Annotated in this window: 19 protein-coding genes, 1 tRNA gene and 1 pseudogene; 16 read left to right on the top strand and 5 right to left on the bottom strand. The window is 45.1% G+C overall.

Annotation, left to right across the window (positions count from 1 at the left end):
• The first annotated feature begins 64 nt into the window (after window positions 1-64).
• Together H7198_RS03265 and H7198_RS03270 are read left to right on the top strand one after the other, a co-directional pair.
• Complete coding sequence (locus tag H7198_RS03265; protein ID WP_274458359.1) at window positions 65-1,009, top strand: GRP family sugar transporter; 945 nt, start codon at window positions 65-67, stop codon at window positions 1,007-1,009.
• Between the two features lie 217 nt (window positions 1,010-1,226).
• Window positions 1,227-2,157 (top strand): annotated as a pseudogene (locus H7198_RS03270) (GRP family sugar transporter).
• An 84-nt stretch (window positions 2,158-2,241) separates the two neighbouring features.
• Here H7198_RS03270 and greA read toward each other — a convergent pair.
• Together greA and H7198_RS03280 are read right to left on the bottom strand one after the other, a co-directional pair.
• Window positions 2,242-2,730: a transcription elongation factor GreA gene (greA, locus tag H7198_RS03275; RefSeq protein WP_091501034.1), complete on the bottom strand. Its 489-nt coding sequence runs from the start codon at window positions 2,728-2,730 to the stop codon at window positions 2,242-2,244.
• Window positions 2,731-2,784: 54 nt separating this feature from the next.
• On the bottom strand, window positions 2,785-5,370 hold the full coding sequence (locus H7198_RS03280; protein ID WP_274458360.1) for a YfhO family protein: 2,586 nt from the start codon (window positions 5,368-5,370) through the stop codon (window positions 2,785-2,787).
• A 166-nt stretch (window positions 5,371-5,536) separates the two neighbouring features.
• Here H7198_RS03280 and H7198_RS03285 point away from each other — a divergent pair, with 166 nt between their 5' ends.
• The gene (locus tag H7198_RS03285) at window positions 5,537-7,579 is read left to right on the top strand and encodes a penicillin-binding transpeptidase domain-containing protein (protein WP_274458361.1); all 2,043 of its coding nucleotides are present in this window, start codon (window positions 5,537-5,539) and stop codon (window positions 7,577-7,579) included.
• A gap of 62 nt (window positions 7,580-7,641) precedes the next feature.
• On the opposite strand, the gene H7198_RS03290 is transcribed toward H7198_RS03285, so the two are convergent.
• Entirely contained in the window at window positions 7,642-8,055 is a 414-nt protein-coding gene (locus tag H7198_RS03290; protein WP_274458362.1) for a Fur family transcriptional regulator, read from the bottom strand.
• 130 nt (window positions 8,056-8,185) lie between these two features.
• Between H7198_RS03290 and H7198_RS03295 the strand changes: the two genes are divergently transcribed.
• The 5 genes from H7198_RS03295 (at window position 8,186) to H7198_RS03315 (ending at window position 12,566) form a co-directional block, all read left to right on the top strand.
• Entirely contained in the window at window positions 8,186-8,860 is a 675-nt protein-coding gene (locus H7198_RS03295; RefSeq protein ID WP_091501041.1) for a VIT1/CCC1 transporter family protein, read from the top strand.
• 16 nt (window positions 8,861-8,876) lie between these two features.
• Window positions 8,877-9,593, top strand: coding sequence for a VIT1/CCC1 transporter family protein (locus H7198_RS03300; RefSeq protein WP_274458363.1), 717 nt, complete (start codon window positions 8,877-8,879; stop codon window positions 9,591-9,593).
• A 104-nt stretch (window positions 9,594-9,697) separates the two neighbouring features.
• On the top strand, window positions 9,698-11,059 hold the full coding sequence (locus H7198_RS03305) for an FAD-dependent oxidoreductase (protein ID WP_274458364.1): 1,362 nt from the start codon (window positions 9,698-9,700) through the stop codon (window positions 11,057-11,059).
• Between the two features lie 150 nt (window positions 11,060-11,209).
• A complete protein-coding gene (locus H7198_RS03310) occupies window positions 11,210-11,974 on the top strand; it encodes a YhjD/YihY/BrkB family envelope integrity protein (RefSeq protein ID WP_274458365.1) in 765 nt (254 codons plus the stop codon).
• Complete coding sequence (locus tag H7198_RS03315; RefSeq protein ID WP_274458366.1) at window positions 11,958-12,566, top strand: DUF1054 family protein; 609 nt, start codon at window positions 11,958-11,960, stop codon at window positions 12,564-12,566. The genes H7198_RS03310 and H7198_RS03315 overlap by 17 nt, the downstream gene beginning before the upstream one ends.
• 63 nt (window positions 12,567-12,629) lie before the next feature.
• Here the strand turns inward: H7198_RS03315 and H7198_RS03320 are convergent, their stop codons facing one another.
• Window positions 12,630-14,702: a cation:proton antiporter gene (locus tag H7198_RS03320; RefSeq protein ID WP_274458367.1), complete on the bottom strand. Its 2,073-nt coding sequence runs from the start codon at window positions 14,700-14,702 to the stop codon at window positions 12,630-12,632.
• A gap of 174 nt (window positions 14,703-14,876) precedes the next feature.
• Here H7198_RS03320 and H7198_RS03325 point away from each other — a divergent pair, with 174 nt between their 5' ends.
• On the top strand, window positions 14,877-17,411 hold the full coding sequence (locus H7198_RS03325) for a M1 family metallopeptidase (protein ID WP_274458368.1): 2,535 nt from the start codon (window positions 14,877-14,879) through the stop codon (window positions 17,409-17,411).
• A 350-nt stretch (window positions 17,412-17,761) separates the two neighbouring features.
• Here the strand turns inward: H7198_RS03325 and H7198_RS03330 are convergent, their stop codons facing one another.
• Complete coding sequence (locus H7198_RS03330) at window positions 17,762-19,105, bottom strand: HD domain-containing protein (RefSeq protein WP_441316741.1); 1,344 nt, start codon at window positions 19,103-19,105, stop codon at window positions 17,762-17,764.
• 79 nt (window positions 19,106-19,184) lie between these two features.
• On the opposite strand from H7198_RS03330, the gene H7198_RS03335 reads away from it, so the two are divergent.
• The 7 genes from H7198_RS03335 to H7198_RS03365 all read left to right on the top strand — a co-directional run bounded on the left by H7198_RS03335 (window position 19,185) and on the right by H7198_RS03365 (window position 25,718).
• Window positions 19,185-19,607 carry a DUF1934 domain-containing protein gene (locus tag H7198_RS03335; protein ID WP_274458370.1) on the top strand — a complete coding sequence of 141 codons (423 nt, stop codon included), beginning with the start codon at window positions 19,185-19,187 and terminating at the stop codon, window positions 19,605-19,607.
• Window positions 19,608-19,650: 43 nt separating this feature from the next.
• Complete coding sequence (rpoE, locus tag H7198_RS03340; protein ID WP_091501063.1) at window positions 19,651-20,202, top strand: DNA-directed RNA polymerase subunit delta; 552 nt, start codon at window positions 19,651-19,653, stop codon at window positions 20,200-20,202.
• An 82-nt stretch (window positions 20,203-20,284) separates the two neighbouring features.
• Window positions 20,285-20,358 (top strand) — tRNA-Lys (locus H7198_RS03345).
• A 515-nt stretch (window positions 20,359-20,873) separates the two neighbouring features.
• Window positions 20,874-22,250 (top strand): amino acid permease, encoded by a 1,377-nt coding sequence (locus H7198_RS03350; protein WP_274458371.1) that lies wholly within the window; start codon window positions 20,874-20,876, stop codon window positions 22,248-22,250.
• A gap of 97 nt (window positions 22,251-22,347) precedes the next feature.
• Window positions 22,348-23,115 carry a DUF975 family protein gene (locus tag H7198_RS03355; RefSeq protein WP_274458372.1) on the top strand — a complete coding sequence of 256 codons (768 nt, stop codon included), beginning with the start codon at window positions 22,348-22,350 and terminating at the stop codon, window positions 23,113-23,115.
• Between the two features lie 408 nt (window positions 23,116-23,523).
• Window positions 23,524-24,456 carry an aspartate carbamoyltransferase catalytic subunit gene (locus H7198_RS03360; protein ID WP_274458373.1) on the top strand — a complete coding sequence of 311 codons (933 nt, stop codon included), beginning with the start codon at window positions 23,524-23,526 and terminating at the stop codon, window positions 24,454-24,456.
• The gene (locus tag H7198_RS03365; RefSeq protein WP_274458374.1) at window positions 24,456-25,718 is read left to right on the top strand and encodes a dihydroorotase; all 1,263 of its coding nucleotides are present in this window, start codon (window positions 24,456-24,458) and stop codon (window positions 25,716-25,718) included. Before H7198_RS03360 ends, H7198_RS03365 begins: the two co-directional genes overlap by 1 nt.
• The last annotated feature ends 1 nt before the right edge of the window (window position 25,719 follow it).

Genomic DNA, 25,719 nt, shown 5'->3' on the forward strand with positions numbered 1-25,719 from the left:
CTTGTGTAAGCGTTTACATTGAGTTACAATAATATATGTAATCAAGTGAAAGGAGTCCACTAAGATGGATTTTGCAATTATTATGGCTTTGCTCCCTGCCTTGTTCTGGGGGTCAGTTGGTCTTGTATCAACTAAGATGGGCGGTTCAGCCGCTCAACAAACACTAGGTATGTCATCAGGTGCTTTGATCTTTGGATTGATCACAATGTTTGGCTACGTTATTCCAAATGGTTTCTACATGGGAACTGAAGTTTGGGTAGTTGGTCTTTTGTCTGGTTTGGTTTGGGCAATGGGAATGGCCTTCCAGTTCTTGCTCTTCAAGCAAATGGGTGTCTCACTTGGTGTGCCACTTTCAACTGCTGGTCAGATTATTATGAACGCCTTGTTGGCTGCTACATTGCTTGGTGAATGGACTTCAGTGGCAATGTGGGTAGTTGGTATCATCTCAATCGGATTGGTTGTAACGGGTGCTATCTTCATTTCAAAGCCTGACAAGTCTGCAGCAGAACCATCAAAGATTGATTCTAAGTCAATCTTCTACTTGATCATGTCAACTGTTGGTTTCATGTTGTACTTCGTCTTCCCTAACTTCTTGGCTAAGGTAGGATACGTATCAGAAGAAGTACGCTCAGCTGGAAACGGTTTGAACTACATGACTGCCATCGTTGGGCCACAGGCTATCGGTCAGGTTATCGGTGCTTTGATCATCGCCGTCTTCGTTCTTGGAGAGGGTAAGACAATGTTTGCAAAGCCAACTGCAAAGAACTTGGTAACTGGTTTGGTTTGGGCTTTGGGTAACATTTTCATGTTTGCCTCAGCTGCTAACCCACATGTTGGTCAGACAATTGCCACGACGCTTTCACAATTGTGTATCGTTGTCGGAACGTTCGGTGGAATTTACATCTTGGGTGAGAAGAAGTCTTCTACTCAGATGAAGGCCATTATCCTTGGTACGATTCTTGTTGTAGTTGGTGCCATGATTATTGGTAACATTCACTCATTCGCTTGATATTGATAATTTGTTAACAATATAAATAAACAAAAAGGAAGTGCTTAGCACTTCCTTTTTTTATCTGGATTCGATTCTAAAAGCACTGATTTTAAGGCGCTTATAGCTGATTCATTTATTTCTCTTATGCTGTTTGTGAATATTTAACAAATAAAACTTGTGTATTATTTCACAGTATGTATAATTGGTCTTGTACGAAAGTAAAAGGGGAAAGAAAATGGACATTGCCATTGTACTTGCTTTACTGCCAGCCTTATTTTGGGGTTCGGTAGGAATCGTCGCCACTAAGATTGGTGGATCTGCTTCGCAACAAACTTTAGGTATCTCAGCAGGGGCTCTTTTGTTTGGCCTTGTTGTTATGTTCGGTTATGTTATTCCGAATGGCTTTTATTTAGGGGCGGAAGTTTGGGTTGTTGGAATTTTATCTGGTCTTGTTTGGGCCGTCGGGACAGCCTACCAGTTGTTAACTTATAAGCGCCTGGGCGTCGCTTTAGGGCTCGCACTTTCGACTGCTGGTCAAATCATCATGAATGCCTTATTAGCCGCTACAATCCTTGGAGAATGGTCGTCATTAGCAATGTGGGCTGTTGGGATTATTTCGATTGCCCTCGTCGTTACTGGAGCATTCTTCATTTCAACGCCAGATAAGTCTGATGCTAGCAAACCAAAGGTTGATTTTAAGTCAATGCTTTATTTGACCATTTCAACGGCCGGCTTCATGATTTACTTTGTTCTACCTAACTTCTTAGCCAAAGTCGGTTACATCTCATCATCAGTTCGAACGGCTGGAAACGGCTTGAACTACATGACCGCCTTACTTGGGCTAGGTAGTTGGAGCGATTTCAATTGTTATCTTTGTTTTCCATGAAAAGGATTCCATGTTGAAAGCACCCTCCTGGAAGAACATGTTGACGGGGGTTGTTTGGGCTTAGGGTAACATCTTCATGTTTATCTCCGCTGCTAACCCAGCAGTTGGGCAAACGATTGCAACAACACTTTCTCAGTTGAACTTAGTTGTAGGAACTTTCTCTGGAATTTATATTCTTCATGAGAAGAAATCGTCACATCAAATGAAGGCGATTATTCTTGGTACCATTCTAATTGTTGTCGGTGCGATGATTATTGGTAATATTCATTCTTTCGCATAAAAAAATAAAAAAGCAGGGGAGCTTTTAGTTTCTCTGCTTTTTTTATTCGGACAATAAAAAAAGACCGCTTAGCGGTCTTTTTGATTACTTAGCACTTTCAACTTTAAGAATCTTAACTTCAATCATTACATCGTTTGGAAGTGGCACACGTACTGTGTCGCCTTGGTGCTTTTCAAGCAAGGCGGCAGCCATTGGTGATTCGTTTGAAATCTTACCAGCCAATGGATCAGCTTCAACGGAACCAACGATTGTGTATGTTTCAGGTTCTTCGTCAGGTAATTCTTGGAAGGTAACCGTCTTACCCATTGCTACTTGGTCAGCATCTGAATCGTCAGCTGAAATGATTTCAGCGTTTTCAATCATCTTACGAAGAGTAACGATACGTCCTTCGACGAAGGCTTGTTCATCCTTGGCTGATTGGTATTCAGAGTTTTCTGAAAGGTCACCATATGAACGAGCGATTTGGATTCGCTTCGTAATTTCTGGACGCTGACGTGTAATTAAGTCCTCCACCTCAGCTTGTAATTTATCGCGGCCTTCGGCCGTCATTGGAAATGTTTTTTCTTCCGCCATGGAACTTCATCCTTTCAATGCTTTAGGCATAAAAAATACAGCAAACTGACTATATCACGGGCGCCTGCTCCGTGCAAGTGAGAAGAAACGTTTGTATCCGTAAATTAATAGAACTAGGAAAGCAAAGGTGGAGCTAATTGCGATACCCGCTAATAAATAAGGTGGTGTATATGTGAGAATGACATGGTGCTTACCAGGTGTGGTTGGTACTGCTAAAAGTCCACCTGCAACGGTTTTAGTTGCAACGGATTTACCATCGACTTTTGCCGACCAGCCAGGTGCTGATAGGGTAGAAGTCATAATCAGTGGTTGTTCCTTCGTTGTCGAGATGCTTCCTTCAATTGTTCTTGAATTTGATTTCGTAATTTTTAATGGGTGAGTGCGCAATTTTGCTAAGTCGCTCTGAACCTTTTTCTTATCGAAGGCATAAAGAGCAAAATCGTCGAGGTAGCGCTGGCTCGTGCCCTTTTGAAGAACGATGGCTAGGGTCTGTTCTTTGCCCTTGGCATCGTTTGCTAAGTTTAATGCGACGGTATGGTTATAGCCACTTTCTTGCTTAATCTGGTGGCCGTTCAAGGTCAAGATAACCCCTGACAGATCGAATGCACCGCCTAGGTTTAAGTAGTAGGCGCCATCGGTCGTTGGCGTAAAGGTTAAGAGTAGGCTAGCGGGTTCGCGCTTATTGACTGCTTGAATAACCCCGCCGGTAATGTTTTGAGACTTAGCCAGGTTGTAAGAACCTGAAATAGTTAGTGGTTGTTGTGTAAGAAGAATTTCATCTTTTTTACCCGCTAGGTAAGTGAGCAAGCGTTCCTGGTTGGCTAGAGGATAGCGAATGTTAATTGGTGTGTTCAACGCTTGATTGGAGGCAGCATAGGCGACTGGAAGGACGGTTTGATTTTCCTTCAGTGCCCAGCCGTTACCGGAGGCGACAACCGGTGCCTTTTGATAATCCGGCCGGTTGGATTTTCTTAGAGCCGTTGTACTTTTAGCTGAGCTATCGTTGCTTTGGTCCAGGTAGTATTTGAAAGACAGCAGCGAATCTAAAACGGTTGTACCGTTATTATAAGAAACCTTTGAATCACCTGAAATTTGTCCCATATTGCGATAAAAAGTGGCTGAATTAGCAGGCAATAGGGATGAAAAGTGTGATCCTGCTTTGAAATTACCTAAAAAGCCATCATTATAGGTCCGACCCAGTCCTTCAGCCACACGATACCAGGAGTGGTCCTGCTTTAATGATTGATCCACCAGGCTGACTTGCTTAGCTCCTGACTGGTATTCTTTGTTTGTTAGGTAGGAGATATGGTTCAGGGTCATGGCCAAGTTGGCAATCAAGAAGAAAGAGGTCAAAATGCCAAGCGCCCAAAGGCGTGGAAGGTGCTGGTTTAAGAAAAGAAGGGTCAGAATGGTTAATAGGTAAACAAAAAGAAAAGCAAGTAACTCTGGTTTATCAAGATAGGAGAGCTTATTTAGCTGTAGAGAACCAAAAATCGTGACGGCTAGGGTACCAGTTAGGAAGAAGATACGGGCGGGGATGCTGGGTAGCCAGCCGGTTTTGTAGCCACGTGCTGCTAAGATGATAATTAATAGGGAAATGAAGAATGAAAAACGGGCTGGATACCAGACAGGGTACTGACCACCGTGGAAGAGCAAAATAAGGGGTGTCCAACAGGTTGCCAGAATGAGGATTGATAATGCTAGAAGTGAGAAGAGTTTTTCAAGCCAACTAATCGACTTTTTAGAAAAGAAGGGCCAAATGAAAAATAAGATGATTGGTGCAACTAAGAAATTGGCCTGTCCACTTTGCATTTGGTTGAAATCAAAGGAACCAGGAATTAATTTAAAGAAGAGGAAGGCTGGGTTATTTTCGAAGCCGAGTGTCCATTTTGCTGAATGGGTGGTTTTTCCTAATCGAAGCTGTGCCAGCGTTGGTAACCAAAGCCAAGCGGTTACTAGGACGGCTGACAGGCTAGCAAGGGTTGTCTTGAACAGAAGAATTAAGGAATGTTTGGGCTGTTCGTTGGCCCAGGCAATTGGAAGATACAGCACTAAGAAAAGGGCTAACATCCAGGCCATGTAGTAGTTGGATAGGATGGCGAGAGCCAGTGAAAGTGTGAAGGGCCAAACTTTTCCATTGCGGAGGGCTTTGTGTAAGGTGAGAAGGACGATTGGCACAAGAATTGCCGTATCAAGCCAGAGTAAGTTTAAGTCATTGGCGATAAACCAGGCGGATAAGGGGTAATTGATGGCAAAAATCGTAATGATGTAGCCCTTTAAGTGCATGGCCTTGTTTAAGAAAAGCGCCATGGTTAATCCAGCAAAGGCGACTTTTAAGAGTGTAACCAGTAAAATCCAGTCAGGTAAAGTTGTGGGATTAGCCAGTAAAAAAATAAAATTGAAGGGGGACATCAAATAGTAAGACCATTCAGCCACCATGTCGCCGCCTAGACCGGATGAAAAAGAATAGAAAAAGGCGGATGGGTCATGGAGAACTGTATGCTTGAACTGGGCAAAGTAGTCCAGGTATTGTTGTCCTAAATCGACAGTCAGAATGGTTGATGAGCCGAAGGGGGCCATGTGTCGATAAATAAAATAAATTAATAGGAAAAAGAATGGCAACCAAAAGGAGAGTGCCACTGGACTATAAATTGAATTTGGTATTATTTTTTTCATTCTTGCCATGTTTTAAGAATACCAAAAAATAGCGGAATTTTAGCGGAAATTTCGGTCGATATGGTAAAGTAGAAGAGATTGAAAATGAGTGGATTCACTCGAACTTTTCTTGGAAAGATGAATTGTAATTATGAATCGTAATCGTTACTTAGAAGATGGTAATAAAAACGACGCTCAGGCAAATTTGCCGGGGCGCCTAAAGTTGTTATTGGGCCTTGTTGTGGCTTTAATTGCGGCTCTATTAATTCAACTAGCCTTTCTAACCCTAAAACAGGGTACGGGCTATTTGGCGGAAGTGAATAAGTCCGATCAGACAATTGAAAAGGGAAACGCTCCCCGTGGTTTAATCTATGATTCTACCGGTAAAGTGATTACGGGAAATCAGTCTTCACTGGCTATTACTTATACCCGTGGTTCGACAACAACGACCAACCAAATCGCAGCGGTTGCAAAGAAGTTGTCCAAGTACATTACCATTGATTCATCTCGACTAACGCCACGTTCAACGGCCGATTATTACTTGGTGACGGATTCAAAAGCTGCAACCAAGGTTCAGGCAGCTGTGAAAAAGGAAAATCCAAAGACGGCTTCTTCCTGGTCAACAACCCAGTTGAACACTGCAATGGCGAACTACGTGATGAATCATAATTTGGATAAGAACGTCGATAAGAACGTGGCCATGATTTTCCAAAAGATGTCTGGTGCTTCTGCTTTATCAACTACCTATATTAAGGAAAGTGATATTTCAGATGATGCACAGGCTAAGATTGCGGAACGTTTGTCTGAGATGCCTGGTGTCAAAATTGGTGAGGCTTGGTCACGTAACTATCCAGAAGGAACGGACTTTCAATCATTGACAGGAACGGTTAGTGATGAATCGGCTGGATTACCCGCTGATCGTCTGCACCGCTTGTTGGCACAGGGATATTCACAAAACGAACCCGTTGGAACTTCGGCTTTGGAAAAGCAGTATGAATCACTGTTAAAGGGTTCACCATCGCAAACCTTAGTTTCAACGTTGGGCAATTTGAAGACTTCTTCGATTAAGTATGAAGGTCAATCTGGGGATTCACTAAAGTTGACGATTAACGCTGAGTACCAGAAGAAGGTTCAGAAAATTTTGGAAGATAACATTCCTGGTGGAAATGTTCAGGGTGCCTATTCAACAGTCATTAATCCATACACTGGTGGTATTTATGCCATGGCTGGGGTTAGCCGTGATTCTTCAACTGGGAAGAAGACAGCCAACCAGCTAGGTAATATTAACCAGGCCATTGTCATGGGGTCTGTTGTTAAGCCAGCAATTCTGGCCACAGGCTTCCAAAAGGGTGTTGTGACAGCTTCATCAAACACGATGAACGATCAGGCGATTAAGATTGCGGGAACGCCAGAAATCACCTCTTACTGGAATAAGACGGGAACGCCAACGCCAATTGATGCCCGAACGGCCTTGGAAACTTCTTCTAACACTTACTTTGTTCAGTTGGGAATGAAGATTGGTGGACAAACTTATTCATCTGGTTCTTCACTTCACTTGAATTCTAACGCCTTCCAGACGCTTCGGAATGGTTTGGCACAGTTTGGACTGGGAACGAAGACTGGAATTGATGTGGAAGGTGAGACAGCCGGATACAAGGGACTGACAACAGGGGCTAACCTTGGTAAGTACTTGTACGAGTCCTTTGGCCAGTATGATTCATACACAACAATACAGTTGGCGCGCTATGTTTCAGCTATTGCTAACGGTGGCTATCTGGTTCAACCACACTTGGTTGGATCTGTTCTTCAAACTGACAAGGATGCCAAGTATCAGAAAACTGTCTGGACATCCGAGCCAACGCTTCAATCTCAGGTTTCTTTGAAGGACGACGAATGGAAAGTCATAAAGGACGGTATGTACCAAGTTGCCAACGGATCATCATCCCATAACACGGGTACAGCTCTGCACAACATGAATCCAAAGGTCTATGCTAAGACTGGTACTGCGGAAACGACAACGAATGGTCATACAACCTTTACGGAATCAATGGTTGTCTACGTTCCAGGTACTCCATTTGCCATGTCACTGGCTATTCCAGGAATGGATTCTTACTTGGATGGAACGAACGGTCGTATTGCTAAGCAGATTATCCAGGCCTTCTGGGAAACTGTTGTTGCTAATACAAATAAATAAAATGCTTTAAATGAGCATAATAAAAAGCCCCTTGATTTTATATCAAGGGGCTTTTATTTGTTTTAAGAATGTACTTCGTTAGTGTTTGGCTCAACACCGTAAAGATCAATACGGTATTCAGTAATCTTCAATCCTGTAGCAGCCTGTGCCGCTTTGATTAATGGAGCGGGATCAAAGTTAGCCGCATCAATAATTTCGTTTGTTTTCGTATTAATAACGTGGTAATGAGGGTGGTCAGCGGCATCGTAGTGTCGTTTTCCATCTGAAATGCCATCGATAATCACGACCAACTTTTTCTCAACAAACTTTTCAAGTGTGTTGTAAACGGTGGCCAGCGAGATGTCCGGTAACTCATTGTGAATCATCTCTGCTGTTGGGTGATTGTCGTGCGTCATCATATATTCAAGCAGGGTCAAGCGCTGTGTTGTCGCTTTTAAACCATGTTCTTGTAAAACGTTCTTTAATGGATTCAGCATGTTAACCTCCTAGTTACTATTACGTTCATGTCAATTATAACATTAGAATGATACAAAACAAATAGTTGACATAAGCTTTCGTTCTTAGTATAATAGTTTAGAACCATTCTAATATTATAGGAGAATTCTTATGGAAAAGCAATCACTTATGGCCCACAATAACCTGGTCCGGGCTGGGGTCATGGGCGGTAACGACGGAATCCTGTCAGTTGCCGGAATTATTGTCGGTGTGGCTGGAGCCGGGCAAAGCCTTGGAGCAATTATGTTGTCAGGTTTTGCCGGGACGCTAGCCGGTATGGTATCGATGGCGATGGGCGAGTTTGTTTCAGTTCGATCATCTCACGATGCCCAAGAAAAGGCTCGTATTGGCCAAGAAAAGGCACTGAAAGAAAACTACGATGGTGAATTTAACTTCGTTAAAGAGAAGTATCAAGCAGATGGTATTTCAGAAGAACTTGCGACACAAGCCACTGAAGAAATGATGAAGAAGGATCCGCTGGAAACAACGGTCCGTGAACGTCATGGTTTTTCTTTGAAGTCTCAAGTTTCAGCTGGTGGGGCTGCATTGGTGTCCTTTGTGACTTTTCCAACCGGTGCGGCCTTGCCAATGGCCTTCATGGCCTTTGCTCCAAAGGACTTGCGTATTGCCGCAACTTTCCTAGCCGTCTTAATCGCCTTGCTCTTTACAGGGTACATGGCTGCCGTTGTTAACGGTGCTAACCGTACAAAGGGTGCCATCCGAAACCTTTTGGCTGGTATTTTAACAATGATTGTGACCTACTCAATTGGGTTGCTCTTTAAGTAAGGGAAAGGTGTGAAAAATGACTGCGCTATTTAAAAATTGGCACTCAAAGCGTGCCGAAAAGAAGTCCGGCCAAACGATGGAAGAACGTTTGAACACCATCCGTGCTGGAATTTTGGGTTCTAATGATGGAATCTTGACGGTTGTCGGGGTTGTTTTCTCCGTGGCTGCCGCTACGTCAAATCGTTTGGTGATTGTCCTTGCCGGTTTGTCTGATTTGTTTGCCTGTGCCCTTTCAATGGGTTCTGGTGAATTTGCTGCCGTGTCTTCACAGGCCGATTCCGAAAAAGTCGCTGTGGCGCTTGAAAAGGCCCGCTTGAAGACGGAATTTGATCAGCAAATGGAAGAAGTTGCTGCTTTCTATACTGACCGTGGGGTTAGTCCTGAAACGGCCAAGGCCATTGCTGCTGAATTGTTAGCAGAAAAGCCTTTGGAAACCGTTTTGTCAGTTAAGTACGATATGACTTTGGGACACTACGTGTCCCCAATTTCTGCTGCGGTTTCATCAACTTTTTCAGCTGCCTTGGGTGGGGTATTCCCATTGGTCGCCTTGTTGATTTTCCCAGTTCACTACCAGTATCTAGCTGCTATTTTGGCAACGGTTGTGGCTTCTGCCTTGACTGGTTTGTTGTCAGCCCTATTCTCTCAGGGAATGGTTGGCCGTGCCGTTTGGCGTAACATCTGGGTTGGATTGGTTACGATTGCCATTCACTACGGTATTGGTTTGTTGTTCTAATTACGTTAAAAAGTCTGGATATTATTTCAGACTTTTTTTAGTCCAATTAAGGACTATAATTAGTTTGTTAAGAAGTAAGCAAAGAATATTTTTGGAGGTTACTTATGAAAGTTGTCATTATTGGTGCATCACACGGTGGACATGAATCAGCACATGAATTGTTGACTCGCTACGATGATATGGATGTCACGGTTTATGAAGCCGGTGATTTCATTTCCTTTATGTCATGTGGAATGGAACTCTTCTTGCAGGGAAAGGTGACGAACCGCGACGATGTTCGAAACTTTAAGCCATCAGATATTGAACAATATGGTGGGGAAGTCTTAGCCAACCACTTGGTTGAATCGGTTGATACTGACAAGCAAGAAGTGACAGTCTTGAACAAAGAGTCTGGTAAGACTTTTACGGATTCATACGACAAGTTGATTATTTCTTCAGGTGTGACGCCTGGTACCATTCCAGTACCTGGAATGGACTTGGATAACGTCTTCTTGATGCGTGGTCGTGACTGGGCGATGAAGCTTGATGAAAAGTTGCATGACGATGCGGTTCAAAACGTGGTCGTTGTTGGTTCTGGTTACATTGGCATTGAAGCAGCGCAGGTCTTTTCTGAAGCTGGCAAAAAAGTCACGGTAGTTGATATGATTGACCGTCCTTTGGGTAATTACCTTGACCCAGAATTGGCCGATGTAATGGCTGATGAATTGAAAGAAAAGGGCGTTACCCTTCATTTGAGCCACGGGGTTTCGGCCTTTGAGGGTCAGGGAAAGGTGACCGCCGTGAAGGATGATGCTGGGCAGGCCTTACCTGCTGATTTAGTTGTTGTCGCAGCCGGTGTGAAGCCCGCTACAGAATACCTAAAGGGTGCCGTGGAATTAGATGACCGTGGCTTCATCAAGACGGATGAATACTTGCATACATCGGCTAAGAACGTCTTCGCGATTGGGGATGCGATCAAACCACTCTTTGCTCCAGCAGGACAGTCAGCCCCAATTGCTTTGGCGACGACTGCTCGCAAGGAAGCGCGTTATGTTGTTGAAAACATTGCCATTGAAAAGCCAGCTCGAGCCTTTGCTGGGGTGAACGGTTCATCTGCCCTAACTGTCTTTGACTATAAGTTAGCGACAACGGGTATGAACGCTAATAATGCAGCAAAGATGCATTTGAACGTGGCAAGTGCACTTTACAAGGGAAAGGTTCGTCCTGACTTTGTTACGGATGGCAATGCCGATGCCTTTGTAAAGCTTACCTACAACCCTGATAGCCATGCCATTCTCGGTGGTCAGTTACTATCAAAGGCTGATTTAACAGCCCACGCTAATACGATTGCCTTAGCGATTAAGGGAAGGATGACCCTGGAAGACTTAGCGGAAGCGGACTTCTTCTTCCAGCCAGGTTTTGATAAGCAGTGGTCACTTTTGAACGTCGCTGCCCAGGTTGCACTTGGTCAAACACCATCTGTTTAAAGTCTTTAATAAAAAAGGACGTCGTGAAGACGTCTTTTTTTATATAATAGGATTACTATGACGAAATCATTCAAAAACACATGGGATTTTCTGGATCGGAAATTCCATATCAACGACCTAGTCACTTATTTTTCTAGGTCGCAAATCACAATGGTGGGGCCGACCTTTGCATATTATGTTTTATTAACGCTTTTTCCACTGTTAATCACCTTGGTCTTGCTTATTTCGGCAATGGACATTTCGGCGATGCGACTAAACCACATGATGGCTGATTTCTTACCAGCTTCCATTCATGACTTCTTATCGCCAGTGCTGACATCCGTTGCCCATTCGAATACCCAATCCTATTGGTCATTATCCATTCTCTTTATCTTTTGGTCACTATCACGTGTAACCTCGGTTTTGCGTGACTGCTTTAACCGAATCACAGATACGGAAGAGACTGGATTACCAATTTTGACTCGCTTTTGGTCCTTCCTTTGGCTCTTGTTGATGGTGATGGCTTTTACTGCCATGGCCTTTGCGGGAAACATCCTAGCGGTTTATTTGCATAAGATTCCGGGCTTGGCTGTTTGGGTGGCACCAACACGCATTTTGTTATTGCTAGGAATGTGGTTAGTGCTCCTTTGGATGAACTATCAATTGCCAGCTAAGGCCGCCCGCCCACCGTTTTTAGCCTCTTTGGCTGGTTCATTGTTGGACTTGCTCTTGCTAAACGGTTTGAATAAAGTTTTTGCGCTATTAGCTTCTTTTCAGGTGGGAAAGTATAGTTTTTATCAGTCGCTGACATCAATCACGATTTTCTTACTGTGGTTGAATTTGGTCGCTGATATTTTGGTGATTGGGTTTGTCGTGATGACCTGGCTCGCTGGTTTCCGAGGAATACGAGGAGAAAAGAATGTTTCAGAAGAGTGATTTTGATATTTTTAACGACCAGACTTTAGATGGCCGAATGGATAAAGTCCGGAAGGTAATTGATCCAAAGTTTGAGGCCTTTGCGGCTGCGGCCATGCCAATTTTAATGGCGGATGGGCGCCCCTGGGTAGCCCATGTGGCCAAGCATAAGATGCGTAAGGTTAATCCGCCTGAGAACACCTGGGTGGCCTTTGCACCGAACAAGCGTGGTTATAAAATGGAAGCCCACTTTGAATTAGGACTCTGGGATGACCACTTGTACTTCTACTTGGCCATCGAAGAAAATATGAAGAAGACGAAGGCAGATGGGCCGGTTTTGGCTGAAAAGTTACGTGGCATTGCTAACATGGTGGCGGACCTTCCTGATGACTATGTCTTGTCGCAAGATCACATGGCCAATAACCGTCATGCATTGGATGAATATGACGCCATCGTTGACCGTTATGGCAAAGTCAAGGCTTCTGAAGTGTTGATTGGACGTCAGATTCCAAAGGATTCGCCCTTGTTAAATGATGATACAGATCAGCTGGAGAACTTCTTACTCGAAACACTGAAAGAGTTGTTGCCACTGTACGAAAAGTTGGCAGACTAATGATTATTTCAGATATAAAAAAAGGCAGACGTTTTAATGTCTGCCTTTTCTATTGGAATGATGTTATTCTTCTTCACCAGTGCCTTGTTCCATTAGAAGTAAGGTTTGGGCCTGGTTGATTTCGGTGTACAATTCGTCTGCTACAGCAGCCTTCACGTGACCTGCAGCCAATTCGGCTGACAGGTGGCTGTATTCATCTGCGAAGGCTTGAATGTATTCAGCCGTTGGTACCGAAATGGCTTCCTTACGGTAGTCGTGGGCAACGATTCGGAAGAAACGGTCGAGAAGCTGACGAACTGCGTCGACGTTTTCCGTATCCTTGTGCTCGTCTAGTTCCTTTTGAAGGGCCTCTGTCAGGAGACGGTCGGCTTCTTTTTGAAGGTCTTCGTTCAAAGAAAGCATGGCTTGACGGCCGTCTTTCCACTGGGCGACTTTGGCAGCAACCTTTGGATTGCGTTCCATCAGTTCCTGCTGATAACGGAGACGCTGCCCCTTTGTAAACGTCTTTGTCTTCCAGTGCCAGGCAATCTCGTGTTTGTAGTGATGAATCTTCTGACTAAAACGGGCCATTGGGTGGCGGGAGTTCGCAGGTGACAGCAAGCCACGTTGTAGGAAACGGCTGTAGCGTTCCACGCTGTCTTGGTCGTATCCCTGCGTGATAAGGTCATCTAGATAAAGTTGAAGGTTATCTGAAATTTGATTTAACAAAGCCAAAGAGGCTTGTTCGTTGTGGCTCTTGGGGTGACCGGTCGTTAGCTTCTGTGTTTGCAATACCTGAGCAATCGCTGCCTTCGTGTCGTGATTAGTCAGACGTTGCTCCATTTTAATAATGGCGGCGTCAATCATGTCGGCCCGGGCCTGGTTTAATTCCTTTTCACTATAGGCCTGTTCTTCCTTCTCTAGGATTCGTGGCAAAATGATAGCTGCCACAATTAGTGAAATTAAAATCACCATGGTTGAAACCAGGAGAATTTCATTTAGGAAGGGAAGTGGCTGACCATGAACGGTTGTTGGTAAGGACATGGCCAAGGCTAGTGTCACGGCCCCGTGGACGCCGGCAACGCCGAAGATTTGTGCACGGTGCAAGCGGTCCTTTGTTTGGTGTTTTCCGAAGAATCCGACTAAGCGGTCCTGCTTTTGGAAGGAAACCCAGAGAAAACGGGCAGCAAACATGGCGAGGTAGATGAGCAAAGCTAGCCAGAAGAGCCCGAGGGACTTTTCAAAGCCAAAGGTACCAATTAGATTCAAAATCTTTGGTAGGGATAGTCCTAAAATAACGAAGACGATTCCATTTAACAGCGTTGTGATTGTTTCCCAGATGGTTCCGGAGACAACTCGTGATTCAGTGGCAATCAGCTGCATGCGGGATTGCTCGTAATTGTGGAGGATTCCAGCGGCGACAACGGCTAAAATACCAGAAACGCCCAGGTGTTCTGCTAAAAGATAAATGACAAAAGGTGTCAAAATGTTCAGTGGAATAGTTGTTGCTTGCGCTGATGAAGCGTGGAAGGAGAGGTAGAGGCGTAGGGCAATAATTAGACTGGATGCAATGGCGCCGACGATTAAGCCGCCAAGTGCTACAAGTAGGAACTGGCCAATACCATCGACTAGGTTAAAGGAACCCTTGGTATAGACGGAAAGAGCCAAATCCAGCAAGACGATACCGGTTGCGTCGTTAAAGAGTGATTCCAGTTCAAGGGATTGGTTGAGGCCCTTTGGCATTTTTAGTCCGGTCGTCATCGACTTGACGGCAACGGCATCGGTTGGCACGACGATGGCGGCCAGCGCAATGGCCAGCGTTAGTGGCCAGGCCGATTGGATTTGGTCGGTGATAACAGCGACCACTGCCACAATAAAGAGCGCCAAAATAACCGAAAGTTGAAAAATAGCATTAGCGTGTTTCTTAATCGTAGCAAACGAGACTCCCTGTCCCTCTTGGAACATCAGGGGCGCGATGATTAAGAATAGAAAAAATTCTGGATCCAAGGCGAAGTTCTTAAAGATGGGGATGTAGGTGAATAATCCTCCAACCACAATTAGAACCAAGGCCTCAGGGACCCGGGGAATAAAGGGTTTTACGATGTTAGCGGCGATGACCGCAATTAATAATAGGGCGATGAGATAGAGTATTTGCATAGTCTTTCCTTTATAAGTAGGCGAATGTCTGCTTGCTTCTATTATAAATGTGACAAAGATTTCATACAAGAGTGGTAGGAATTCTACCAGAATTCTTTCATTTTGTATGGCCTTTCGCTATAATAAATTTAAGATTCATATTTTCATATTTTTTTAATAAAGGAAGGTATTTTGATGGCATCCATTCAACGTCTTTACGACATTTTTCAACCAGAACACTACGATTTGTTCATTGAGGTTTCTCGAGAGAAAAAGCTCATTTCCGGAAAAACAGTCGTAACCGGAGTTGCCAAGCAGACCAAGATGGCCTTGCACCAGCACGATTTAAAGGTCGAATCCGTAAAAGTCAACGGCCAAGCCGTTGATTTCAAAACGGTTGATGCAGAAGACCAAATTCAATTTGAGCTTTCTGAAGCTGGGGAGCAAACAATTGAAGTTGTTTATGAGGCACCTTTGACTGATAACATGAATGGTATCTATCCTTCATATTACCAAGTTGATGGCGAGGATAAGCAAGTGGTTTCAACACAGTTCGAAACGTACTTTGCTCGTCAGGCCTTCCCAGGAATTGACGAACCAGAAGCCAAGGCGACTTTCTCACTTGCTTTGAAGTTTGATGAACAGCCTGGTGAAGTGGCCATCGCTAACATGCCTGAAGCACGCGTTGAAGACGGCGTGCACTACTTCGAAAAGACGGTGAAGATGTCAACCTATTTGGTTGCCTTCGCCTTCGGAGACTTCCAATCAGTTGAGACTAAGACAAAGTCCGGTATCAAGATTGGTGTTTATGCCACAAAGGCACACCCAGCCAAGGATTTGGATTTTGCCTTGGATATTTCAAAGCGTTCAATTGAATTCTACGAAGACTTCTACCAAACGCCATACCCATTGGCACAATCTTTGCAAGTTGCCTTGCCTGACTTCTCAGCCGGAGCCATGGAAAACTGGGGAATGGTAACCTACCGTGAAGCCTACTTGCTAGTTGATCCTGACAACACGGAATTGGCCATGAAGCAAACGGTTGCCACAGTGATTGCCCACGAATTGGCTCACCAATGGTTCGGTGACCTCGTTACAATGAAGTGGTGGGATGAATTGTGGTTGAACGAATCCTTTGCCAACATGATGGAATTCGTGGCTATTGATGCCATCGAACCTGACTGGCATATTTGGGAAACCTTCAACGCCAACGATGCACAAGCGGCCTTCCGTCGTGATGCCGTGCCAGGTGTTCAACCTGTCCACGTTGAAGTGCACCACCCAGAAGAAATCGATGCGCTCTTCGATCCAGCCATCGTTTATGCCAAGGGTGCCCACTTGCTCGTAATGGTTCGCTCATTAATTGGTGATGACGCCTTGCGTAAGGGCTTGAAGGCTTACTTCGAAAAGAAGTCCTATGGAAACGCAACTGGGGATGACCTTTGGGATGCCTTGGGTGCAGCCTCAGGTCAAGACATTGGTGCCGTTATGAAGACTTGGTTGGACCAACCAGGATACCCATTGTTGACGGTGTCAATCGAAGACGGTCGCGTTAAGGTGCGTCAGGCACCATTCGTCTTGGGTGAAAAGCCAGAAAACGACAAGCGACTTTGGCAAGTGCCTTTGAAGGCTTCTGCTGAAGGATTGCCAGCCTTGTTGACGGAAGAAGAAGCCGACTTGGGTGACTGGGCTGAAATTAAGGCCGCTTCAAAGGGACCATTCCGTTTGAACGTTGGTAACGCCGGTCACTACATCGTGCAATATGATGATGAAATTTTGGCAGAACAAGTGGAAGGTTTGAAGGCAATGTCAGCCATCGACCAAGCCCAGTTCATCCAAAATGCCCTCTTGTTGGCTCAGGCCAACAAGGTTGGCTATGCCGACATCTTGCCAGTCTTGCCAGCACTTGCTGACTCTGAATCAGCCCTCGTTCAAGACTTTGTCTACCAAGCCATTGCTGCCGTGAAGGTCTTTGCAAAGGCTGGATCAGACCTTGAAAAGAACTTGAAGTCCTTCACTGAAGAATTATCAGAAAAGAGCTACGCCCGTCTTGGCTTGGCTAAGAAGGCTAGCGACTCCGTTTCTGATGAATTGGCTCGTCCACAAGTTGTGGCAGCCGCTCTTTACGGGCAGAATAAGGCAATGTTGGAAGAAGCACACGCTGTCTTTGAAAAGGCCGGTAGCGCTCAAGCATTGCCAGCTGATGGTCGTACACAAATCTTGAAGAACGAATTGGTCAACTACAACAGCCAAGAGACTTTTGCCGCTTTGTTGTCAGCCTACCAAGAAACTTCAAACGCTTCCTTGAAGCGTGATTTGTCAGCCGCTTTGGCTGCAACGCCAAATGATTTGCAGGTCAAGGAATTGATTGCTTCATTCCAAGACCCAGCTATCATTAAGCCACAGGACTTGCGTAACTGGTTTGCCGGTGTATTGGCTAACCCAGTTGGTCAAGACCAGGCCTGGGATTGGGTGCAAGCTAACTGGGGATGGTTGGAAGACCGCCTCGGTGGCGACATGTCATTCTCTTCATACATCACCGTTATCTCACGTATCTTTAAGACTCGCGAGAAGTTGGATTCATTTAAGAACTTCTTCGATGGTAAGAAGGACCAACCAGGTATCGCACGTGAAATCGTGATTGATACGGAAGTCATTGAAAACCGCGTCAACCTTGTTGAAAAGCAAGAAGCTGCAGTTGAAAAGGCTTTGGCCGGTTTGGTTAAGTAAACGAATTGATTGAAAAAGGACGTCCGTGTTCGGGCGTCCTTTTCTATTGTTATGTTAAACTATCCAATGGCATTAGTGAGACAGTATGTAGGGAGAGTGGACCATGAAGAAATTTGTTGAAAAAATCTTTTTTGGTTATTGATTATTATTATCATTCTTAATGGTATTAATATGTTTATGCCAGGTAACAAAGGGACTTTGACTGGATTAGCGGTTGATATCGCACTATTGATTTGCTCGGCTTTATTGTTCTTTGTAGCCTATACTAAAAAGGATTAAGAAGATGGCTAAGGAATTGAAAGAGTGATTATTCAATAAAAAAGACTTCCAATTGGAAGTCTTTTTTTGTTTTACTGTCCGTCAGGTGTAAAACTGTCGTTTTTAATAAAGGATTTAAAGTCTGCATGAACCTCAGTAAAGAGGTCATCTGGACCGTTATAAAGCATTTCGCGTGGGAAGAAGAAGCGCTGGTCGAGCGATGCGCGTCCCTTGATAGCTGCGACCAATGTTGAGAGTTCGGAGAGCTCACGTTGGCTGCCATCTGGGAGAACGATTTCAATTTGTGTCCGTGGCTTTTTAGCCGTTGGCTTGTAATCGTCGTAAGGGAGGTCGTAAGCATCATTTCGGGCCGTGTAATAACGAGGATCGAAGCCGGCTTCCTTGACAATCTTTTCCAAGCGGTCCAAGTGTGGAGCGCTTTGTTCGTTAATCTGGATGGACTTCAATGGCTTGCGTCCCAAGAAACGGCGGGAAAGGTCAGACAAAATCGTATCGTCTGAATCCTGCCAGCCGTTGATAGCGGCCAAGAAGACGTTGTCATCCAAACGAAGGTATTCAGAAACGGTGAGGTCGTGGTCAGGCTGGAAGGCTGGCGCTAAGAGTGGGCCGACTAAGCTTTTGTCTTCCTTACCACTTGCCAGCAGTTCCTTCACGCGGTACAAGATGTGCTCCAAGAGAATTTCCATCCCACGAGAAACAGGGTGGAAGTATACCTGAAGATACATTTGATAGCGAGCAACTAGGTAAGATTCCACGGCATGCATACCGCCAATGTTGACGGCAATCCCGTTCTTGTATGGACGGAGCATGCGGACAATACGGGAAAGATCGAATTCGCCGTATGAAGCGCCGGTGTAGTAGGCGTCGCGGAGCAAGTAATCCATCCGGTCCACGTCGAGCTGTGACGAGATGAGCTGGACAACTTGTGGGTTGGGATAGGTTTTGGCGATGACGGATGCGACTTTGTTAGGAAAGTCAGGACCTTCCTGAAGCAAAACTTCGTGAACTTCAGTGTCGCCCATGATGATTTGCTGGGTCATGGCCTCGTGATCCGTATCAAAGAGGTGTTCGAAGGTGTGGGAGAAAGCACCGTGGCCAACATCGTGAAGAAGAGCGGCTGCAAGAGGTACCATTCGTTCTTCAGGGTTCCAAAGGCCGTCGCCTTCTTCCTTGGTGGCGTAGTACTCGTCGAAGTAGTCAGTTACACGACGAGCTAGTTCGTAGGCACCAGCACAGTGGCCAAAACGGTCGTGTGTGGCACCGTGGAAAATGGAGTTGGAGACGCCAAGTTGCTGCACACGGCGCAAACGTTGGAATTCCTTTGTGTTAATCAAATCCAAAATTAGTTTATCTTGAATGTGGATGAAGTCGTGAATAGGGTCTCGTAGGACTTTTTCTTGTGCTAATTTTTCCAAAACTTTCACCTTTCCCTTCGTCAATATACCTATTATAATAGAAAGAAGCAAAACTTGCGAAAAATGAGGGTAAATCAACATGGCTGGACAAGCTGTCAAGGTGACTTTTGAATCAAAAATTGTACAAGAAGAGGGCGACGAGTCCTATACAATTGAGGCTGACGGCCGTTTAGTGCAAAAGGGTGCGGCCTGGTATTTAACCTATGAGGAACTGTTGGAAGGGCAGCCTGCCACTAAGGTTTTGGTGAAGATTGAGCCAGACCATGTGGCCATTACCCGAACGAACGTGACGAAAACGCGCCTGGTCTTTGAACGAGGGGTGGTTGACCATCAGCCTTACCAAACCGCAGCCGGAGTCATGATGCTTGGTACCAATACCAGCGAGTTGCTAATTGATATTGATGAGGAAGAACTGCTTGGTAAAGTCGCGCTGGCTTACAGCCTTTCTGCGAATGGCGAAGTCGTCGGCCGATACCAGGTTTCCTTGCAATTTGCTCAATAATTCAGTATTATTAACTAGTTAGAAGTGCGAAAGGATATAAGCCATGTCACAAATTGAAAACGGTCAACTAAAAGAAGAAATGGCCCTGGTGGAAATCGCCACGGCAATCCTATCCGAGCAAAAGCAGGCCATGGCCTTTGCTGATTTAGTACAAGCCATTGAGAACTTCCTGGGAGTTGATGATGAAAGCTTCAAGTCCCGTTTGTCACAGTTCTACACGGACTTGAACACGGATGGTTCATTTATTTCCCTTGGAAACAACGAATGGGCTTTGCGTGCATGGTACCCAGTCGATGCCATCGATGAATCAATTCACGAAATTGATGACGAAGAAGAAAAGCCAAAGAAGAAAAAGAAGGCTTCAAAGAAGGTCAACGTCTTTGCGGATAACGCAAACGATGACGATGTTATCGATTACAACGATGATGATCCTGAAGACGACGACTTTGACGATGTTCCTGATGATGAAAAGACGGACGACGATGATGACGCCGACGAACAAGACCAAAAGGACGAATCAATCGACGAACATTTGACAGAATTGGCCGGTTCTGATGACTTGGACGACCTTTCTGACGGTGATACGGAGAACTAATTTTTTGTAAAAAAATTGCTTGTAGAGGCTTGCTTTTTTTAGGGCCCTTCTGTAATATATATTAATGTGCTAAGCACTGATTGCTTCCGTAACTCAGTTGGTTAGAGTAGGGGATTTTTAATCCCAAGGTCCTCGGTTCGAATCCGAGCGGAAGCACTGATATTCATATCAGGAGACCTTGGGAGATTTCCAGAAAAACGTTCGGCAGAAATGTCGAACGTTTTTTGTTTTATTTTGCTAATCATTGTTCTGTAAGTTAGTAAATATAGTTGTATTTCAGTTCAAAATTATTATTTTATTGAACTAGTCATGACGGGGATGTAAGCGCTTGTTTTTCATTTTTCTTTCATAATTCTTGAAAAAAGTCTTGCATTTGCTAGATGCATCCTTTATGATAGATTCAACGTAAAGAGGACGAGTAAGTTCGATACAGCATACAGCGACGTCATGGTTGGTGAGAATGGCGGGTGTACGGATTGAAGACTACCTCTTATAAACGACATACGAGTAGCGCGTGAAAGTATGCCCGGTTTGACCAACCGTTACATCGGTCAGATTAAGGTTACGTGTGTTAACGTAGCAAATTTGGGTGGTACCACGCGACGGCGTCCCTAGCTTTAAGCTAGGGACGCCTTTTTTTGTTAACACAAACCCGATTAGGAGTGTCTATCATGGCAGAAAAAAATAATGAATTAAATCGATCCCTTTCATCATTCCAAATGGAAATGATTGCATTGGGCGGCACCATTGGTGTCGGCCTCTTCATGGGGGCGGCCTCGACCATCCAATGGACCGGGCCATCTGTTATCTTGGCCTACCTATTGTCAGGTTTGGTCTTGTACATTGTGATGCGTGCTTTGGGTGAGATGTTGTACATCGACCCTGAAGTTGGATCCTTTGCAAATTACGCTAAACACTACATTCATCCAGCTGCTGGTTACTTAACGGTATGGGCCAACGTAATTCAGTGGTTGATGGTTGGTATTTCTGAAACGATTGCCGTTGGAATGTATCTTGACTACTGGTGGCCAGGTATCCCAACTTGGGTAACGGGGGTTGTTGTTTTGGCAACGTTGACGGCCGCCAACCTGGTAACGGTTAAGGCCTACGGTTCCATGGAAGCCTGGTTCTCATTGATCAAGGTGTTGACGATTGTCTTCATGATTATCCTTGGTTTCATGGTGATCTTGCTTGGTGTTGGTAACCACGGTCACCCACTTGGTTTCTCAAACCTTTGGACACACGGTGCATTCTTCGCCGGTGGCTTCAAGGGCTTCATGTTCGCCTTGTCAATCGTTATGACGTCATACCAAGCCATTGAATTGATTGGAATCACGGCTGGTGAAGCCAAGGATCCACAAACGGCCATCGTGAAATCAATCAAGTCCATTGTGGCTCGTATCTTGATTTTCTACGTTGGTTCAATCTTCGTAATTATCACGATTTACCCTTGGAACCAGTTGGACCAAGTTGGTTCACCATTCGTTGAGACTTTCTCACGTGTTGGAATTACGGCAGCCGCTGGTATCATTAACTTCGTTATGATGACGGCCGCTATCTCAGCATTGAACTCAGGTTTGTTCTCATCATCTCGTATGCTTTACACGCTTGCTATGAACAAGGAAATTTCTCCTAAGTTCTTGAAGTTGTCAAAGCGCCGCGTTCCAGAAGTTGCCGTTTTGGCCATGTCAGCCGGTATCTTTCTTGGTATTGTTTTGAACGCCTTGTTGCCACTCATCTGGCACGACTCATCAAAGGTCTTCGTCATGGTTTATTCCGCTTCAACTTTGCCAGGAATGGTGCCATGGTTTGTTATTCTTTGGAGTCAAATCAAGTTCCGTAAGGAACACCCAGAGTACTTGGAAGGACATCCATTTAAGTTGGCCATGTCACCAATTTCAAACTACTTTGCAATGTTCATGCTCTTGATTACTTTGGTCTTCATGACAATCAACCCTGATACGCAGATTCCATTGTTGATTGGATTCTCACTGTTGGCCTTGGTTTTGGTGGTTTACTTTGTTCGTCACCGCAACGATGCTAAATAAGATTTCTTAAAAGAAGCCTTCGGGCTTCTTTTTTTGATGGCTAAAGTCGGGCAGTTCACGTTATAATGAACAGAGAAAATCATTTATGGAGGTCGAAATGACTAGAAAAGAAGTACGCCAACAATTAAAGGCGGACGCACGGGAGAAGATGTCTGGGAACTGGTTATACTTAGTCCTTGTGACCTTGCCAGCGGTGATGTTTTCTTGGATTGGCGACCGAGCCTTTAACCGATTCGACGCACTTTCAGCTGTTAACAACGTATCATCAATGGATGTTCATGAATTCTCAAATACTTTTGGGGATGGGAGCTTGTTTAACCTAACGACGCCATCCATGATGTCCTTTGGTGATGGAACAGCAATGGGCATTTTGGCATTCTTTGCGGCTACTGCAGCTACTTACTCTTTGTTGGATTACAGTCGTGCTGAGAAGAAGTTGCCACATCCATTCTTGCAAGCGATTGAAGCTTACAAGACAAAGGGGCTCTTTGTTGGAACCATTGCCGTTGCTGTTTTGCAATTGATTAGGACGGTTCTATGGACCTTTGTCTTTATTATTCCAGGAATTATCAAGTCTTTCTCATACTCACAGGCCTTTTATGTTTTGAAAGATGCCAAGGCAAACGGGGAAGATATCCGCTACCGTGATGCCATTACTCGCTCCCGTGAGTTGATGGACGGTCACAAGTGGGAATACTTCGTTTTGCAGTTGTCCTTCCTTGGTTGGTCTATCTTGGCCTACCTCGTTTTGGGACTTGGAATGATTATCTTGCTACCATACATGTATCTCACTTATGCTGGTTACTATGACTACTTGAAGAAGGATTTGGCAGAAAAGAATGCTGCTGAAAGCGTAACTGAATAAGAATTAAAAGTTCTAGTTTTCTAGAATTTTTTTTGTATTCTTATTTTAAAATTATCGAATGTTTTGATTTTGTATAAATTAAACGGTTGTTTTGATTAAAGCTCGGTAAATTCCGAATGCTTTTTAACAAGCTCTTTCTAATCTTTGCTTGTGTAAATAAAATGGAAGTGATATGCTAGAAAAAATCGAATCACACCTTTAAAGTTGATCAGAGAATCACCAAGGTATGCGATTGCGGTTGTTTGCCCTCCCTGTAAAGGGACGAGTGCCACCTTCGGTGGAAACAAGTGAAGCTTTTTTAGCAAAACAAAAAAACTCGGTTCGGCGAAGAATCCAATACTATATCTGAAATGACAAAGCTCTGATCAATTGATCAGGGCTTTTTTTGTCGGGTATTTGGAGGAAATGATGAACCAGAATGTGCATAACTTAGTGGACTTGGAAGATTTATCCAAGGAAGAACTAAAGCAACTTTTAGATACCGCCATTGCTTATCAAGAGGGGGCGGCGGTTCCAAAGTTAAAGCGGGATGTTAAGGTAGCTAATCTTTTCTTTGAAAATTCAACACGAACGGTGACCTCCTTTCAGACGGCGGAGCACCGCTTGGGCTTGAGCCGATTTGATGTCAACATTAACGGCTCTTCGGTGAAGAAGGGCGAAAGCCTAGCCGACACGGTTAAAACGGTGCAGGCCATCGGCATGGACCTGACGGTCATCCGCCATAGCGAAACTGGTTGGTATAAGGCGCTGGAAGGTGATTCAAACATTCATCTGTCTTTGGTGAATGCGGGCGACGGCGCAGGCGTGCATCCCTCACAAACACTGTTGGATTTGATGACAATCCAAAAGGAGTTCGGCGACTTTTCCGGTTTGAAAATTGCCATTGTTGGTGACCTTTCCCACTCACGGGTGGCAAAGTCCGATGCCAAGATTTTTAAAGAGTTGGGGATGCAGGTCTACTTTGCTGGGCCAAAAGAATGGTGGAGTGAAGAGCTAGCAGAGTATGGCCAGTTCGAAGAAATCGACAATTTGCTTGATCAAGTTGACGTGCTGATGTGCTTGCGAGTCCAGCTAGAGCGACTAGAGGAAAGTGGTCGGGATAACTTCACGGCGGACGCTTACCACGAGGACTATGGACTGACAAAGGCCCGGGCGAAGCGGATGAAGGATACGGCCATTATCATGCATCCGGCTCCGGTGAACCGGGGTGTTGAAATTGACTCAGAATTGGTGGACGGTGCACAGTCGCGCATCTTTAATCAGATGGCAAACGGGGTCTACGCCCGAATGGCCATTCTGACGCGTGTATTACAAGAGCAAGGGTTGATGGAGGAAAAGTAATGGACAAAATCATTAAGAACGTAGTTATTGACGGTCAGAAGTCAGCCATTGTCATTTCCGATGGCAAGATTGCTGGTCTTGGTCGGGCTTTTGCAGCCAAGCCGGGTTCTGAAATTATCGATGGAAAGGGGATGACTGCCATCCCCGGCCTCGTCGACGTACACGTTCACTTCCGCGACCCTGGTTTAACCGAGAAGGAAACGATTCGAACGGGTTCTGAGGCAGCAGCGGCCGGCGGTTTCACAACGGTCTTGACTATGCCAAACGTATTGCCCGTCGTTGACCAGGTGGACACCTTGAAAAAGCAAATCGCTCTGAATAAAGAAAAGGGCCTGGTGAAAGTCGGACAGATTGCGGCCATTACGGACGAACTAACAACGAACCGGGTGACGGATATCGGGAACTTAAAGCAAGTCGGTGCCAAGGCTTTCTCAAACGATGGGCACGGTGTGCAAGAAGCTAAAACGATGTTGGAAGCGATGAAGGCCATGGCGAAAGCCGGCGGCATCATGACGGTTCACCTGGAAGACAACGGACTGGCTGATGGAGGAGTCGTTGACCCAGCGGCCAGCGAACGCCTTGGACTACCTGGCTTAACCGCACTGTCGGAAAACACGCAGCTAGCTCGAGACATCGAACTGGTTCGAGCAACGGGTTGCCGCTACCATGTGGCCCACGTTTCAAGTAAGCAGTCAGTGGAATTGATTCGCCAAGCCAAGAAAGAGGGCTTGCCCATCACGGCCGAAGTCAGTCCTCACCACTTGTTCTTAGATGAAAGCATGATTGAAGGTGACAATACGAATTTCAAGATGAACCCACCGTTGCGAACAAAGGAAGACCGTTACGCTTTGATTGCCGGTTTGCTTGACGGCACCATCGACATGATTGCTTCCGACCATGCACCGCATACGGAAAAAGATAAGGCCGGTTCGATTGCCGATTGCGCCTTCGGCATTGTCGGCTTGGAAACGACTTTGCCATTGGTTTACGAACACTTTGTGGCCTCGGGATTAGTCGATTTGAAGACGGCGGTTTCCTGGTTGAATAAGAAACCGATTGAAGGGTTTGAGTTGGACGAAGCCGGTCAGTTGCGAGCGGGGGATGCCGCTGACATCGTCTTGTTGGACGTTGACCAGGCATTTTGGATTAATCCGGCAAGCTTCCACTCCAAGGGTAAGAACACGCCCTTTGCAGGAGAAGAAGTACACGGATTAGTGATGAAAACCTTTGTGGACGGCCAACTGGTCTTTTCAAAAGAATAAG

Source organism: Fructobacillus sp. CRL 2054, assembly GCF_028764065.1.
Lineage (GTDB): Bacteria > Bacillota > Bacilli > Lactobacillales > Lactobacillaceae > Fructobacillus.

Excerpts from the sequence above, each read along its gene's own strand:
- H7198_RS03315 (WP_274458366.1), top strand. The coding sequence starts at position 11,958 with ATGTTTCAGAAGAGTGATTTTGATATTTTTAACGACCAGACTTTAGAT.
- H7198_RS03360 (WP_274458373.1), top strand. The coding sequence starts at position 23,524 with ATGAACCAGAATGTGCATAACTTAGTGGACTTGGAAGATTTATCCAAG.
- H7198_RS03310 (WP_274458365.1), top strand. The coding sequence starts at position 11,210 with ATGGTGGGGCCGACCTTTGCATATTATGTTTTATTAACGCTTTTTCCA.
- H7198_RS03365 (WP_274458374.1), top strand. The coding sequence starts at position 24,456 with ATGGACAAAATCATTAAGAACGTAGTTATTGACGGTCAGAAGTCAGCC.
- H7198_RS03265 (WP_274458359.1), top strand. The coding sequence starts at position 65 with ATGGATTTTGCAATTATTATGGCTTTGCTCCCTGCCTTGTTCTGGGGG.
- H7198_RS03300 (WP_274458363.1), top strand. The coding sequence starts at position 8,877 with ATGACTGCGCTATTTAAAAATTGGCACTCAAAGCGTGCCGAAAAGAAG.
- H7198_RS03320 (WP_274458367.1), bottom strand. The coding sequence starts at position 14,702 with ATGCAAATACTCTATCTCATCGCCCTATTATTAATTGCGGTCATCGCC.
- H7198_RS03335 (WP_274458370.1), top strand. The coding sequence starts at position 19,185 with ATGGCTGGACAAGCTGTCAAGGTGACTTTTGAATCAAAAATTGTACAA.
- H7198_RS03325 (WP_274458368.1), top strand. The coding sequence starts at position 14,877 with ATGGCATCCATTCAACGTCTTTACGACATTTTTCAACCAGAACACTAC.
- H7198_RS03285 (WP_274458361.1), top strand. The coding sequence starts at position 5,537 with ATGAATCGTAATCGTTACTTAGAAGATGGTAATAAAAACGACGCTCAG.
- H7198_RS03350 (WP_274458371.1), top strand. The coding sequence starts at position 20,874 with ATGGCAGAAAAAAATAATGAATTAAATCGATCCCTTTCATCATTCCAA.
- H7198_RS03295 (WP_091501041.1), top strand. The coding sequence starts at position 8,186 with ATGGAAAAGCAATCACTTATGGCCCACAATAACCTGGTCCGGGCTGGG.
- greA (WP_091501034.1), bottom strand. The coding sequence starts at position 2,730 with ATGGCGGAAGAAAAAACATTTCCAATGACGGCCGAAGGCCGCGATAAA.
- H7198_RS03355 (WP_274458372.1), top strand. The coding sequence starts at position 22,348 with ATGACTAGAAAAGAAGTACGCCAACAATTAAAGGCGGACGCACGGGAG.
- H7198_RS03290 (WP_274458362.1), bottom strand. The coding sequence starts at position 8,055 with ATGCTGAATCCATTAAAGAACGTTTTACAAGAACATGGTTTAAAAGCG.
- H7198_RS03305 (WP_274458364.1), top strand. The coding sequence starts at position 9,698 with ATGAAAGTTGTCATTATTGGTGCATCACACGGTGGACATGAATCAGCA.
- rpoE (WP_091501063.1), top strand. The coding sequence starts at position 19,651 with ATGTCACAAATTGAAAACGGTCAACTAAAAGAAGAAATGGCCCTGGTG.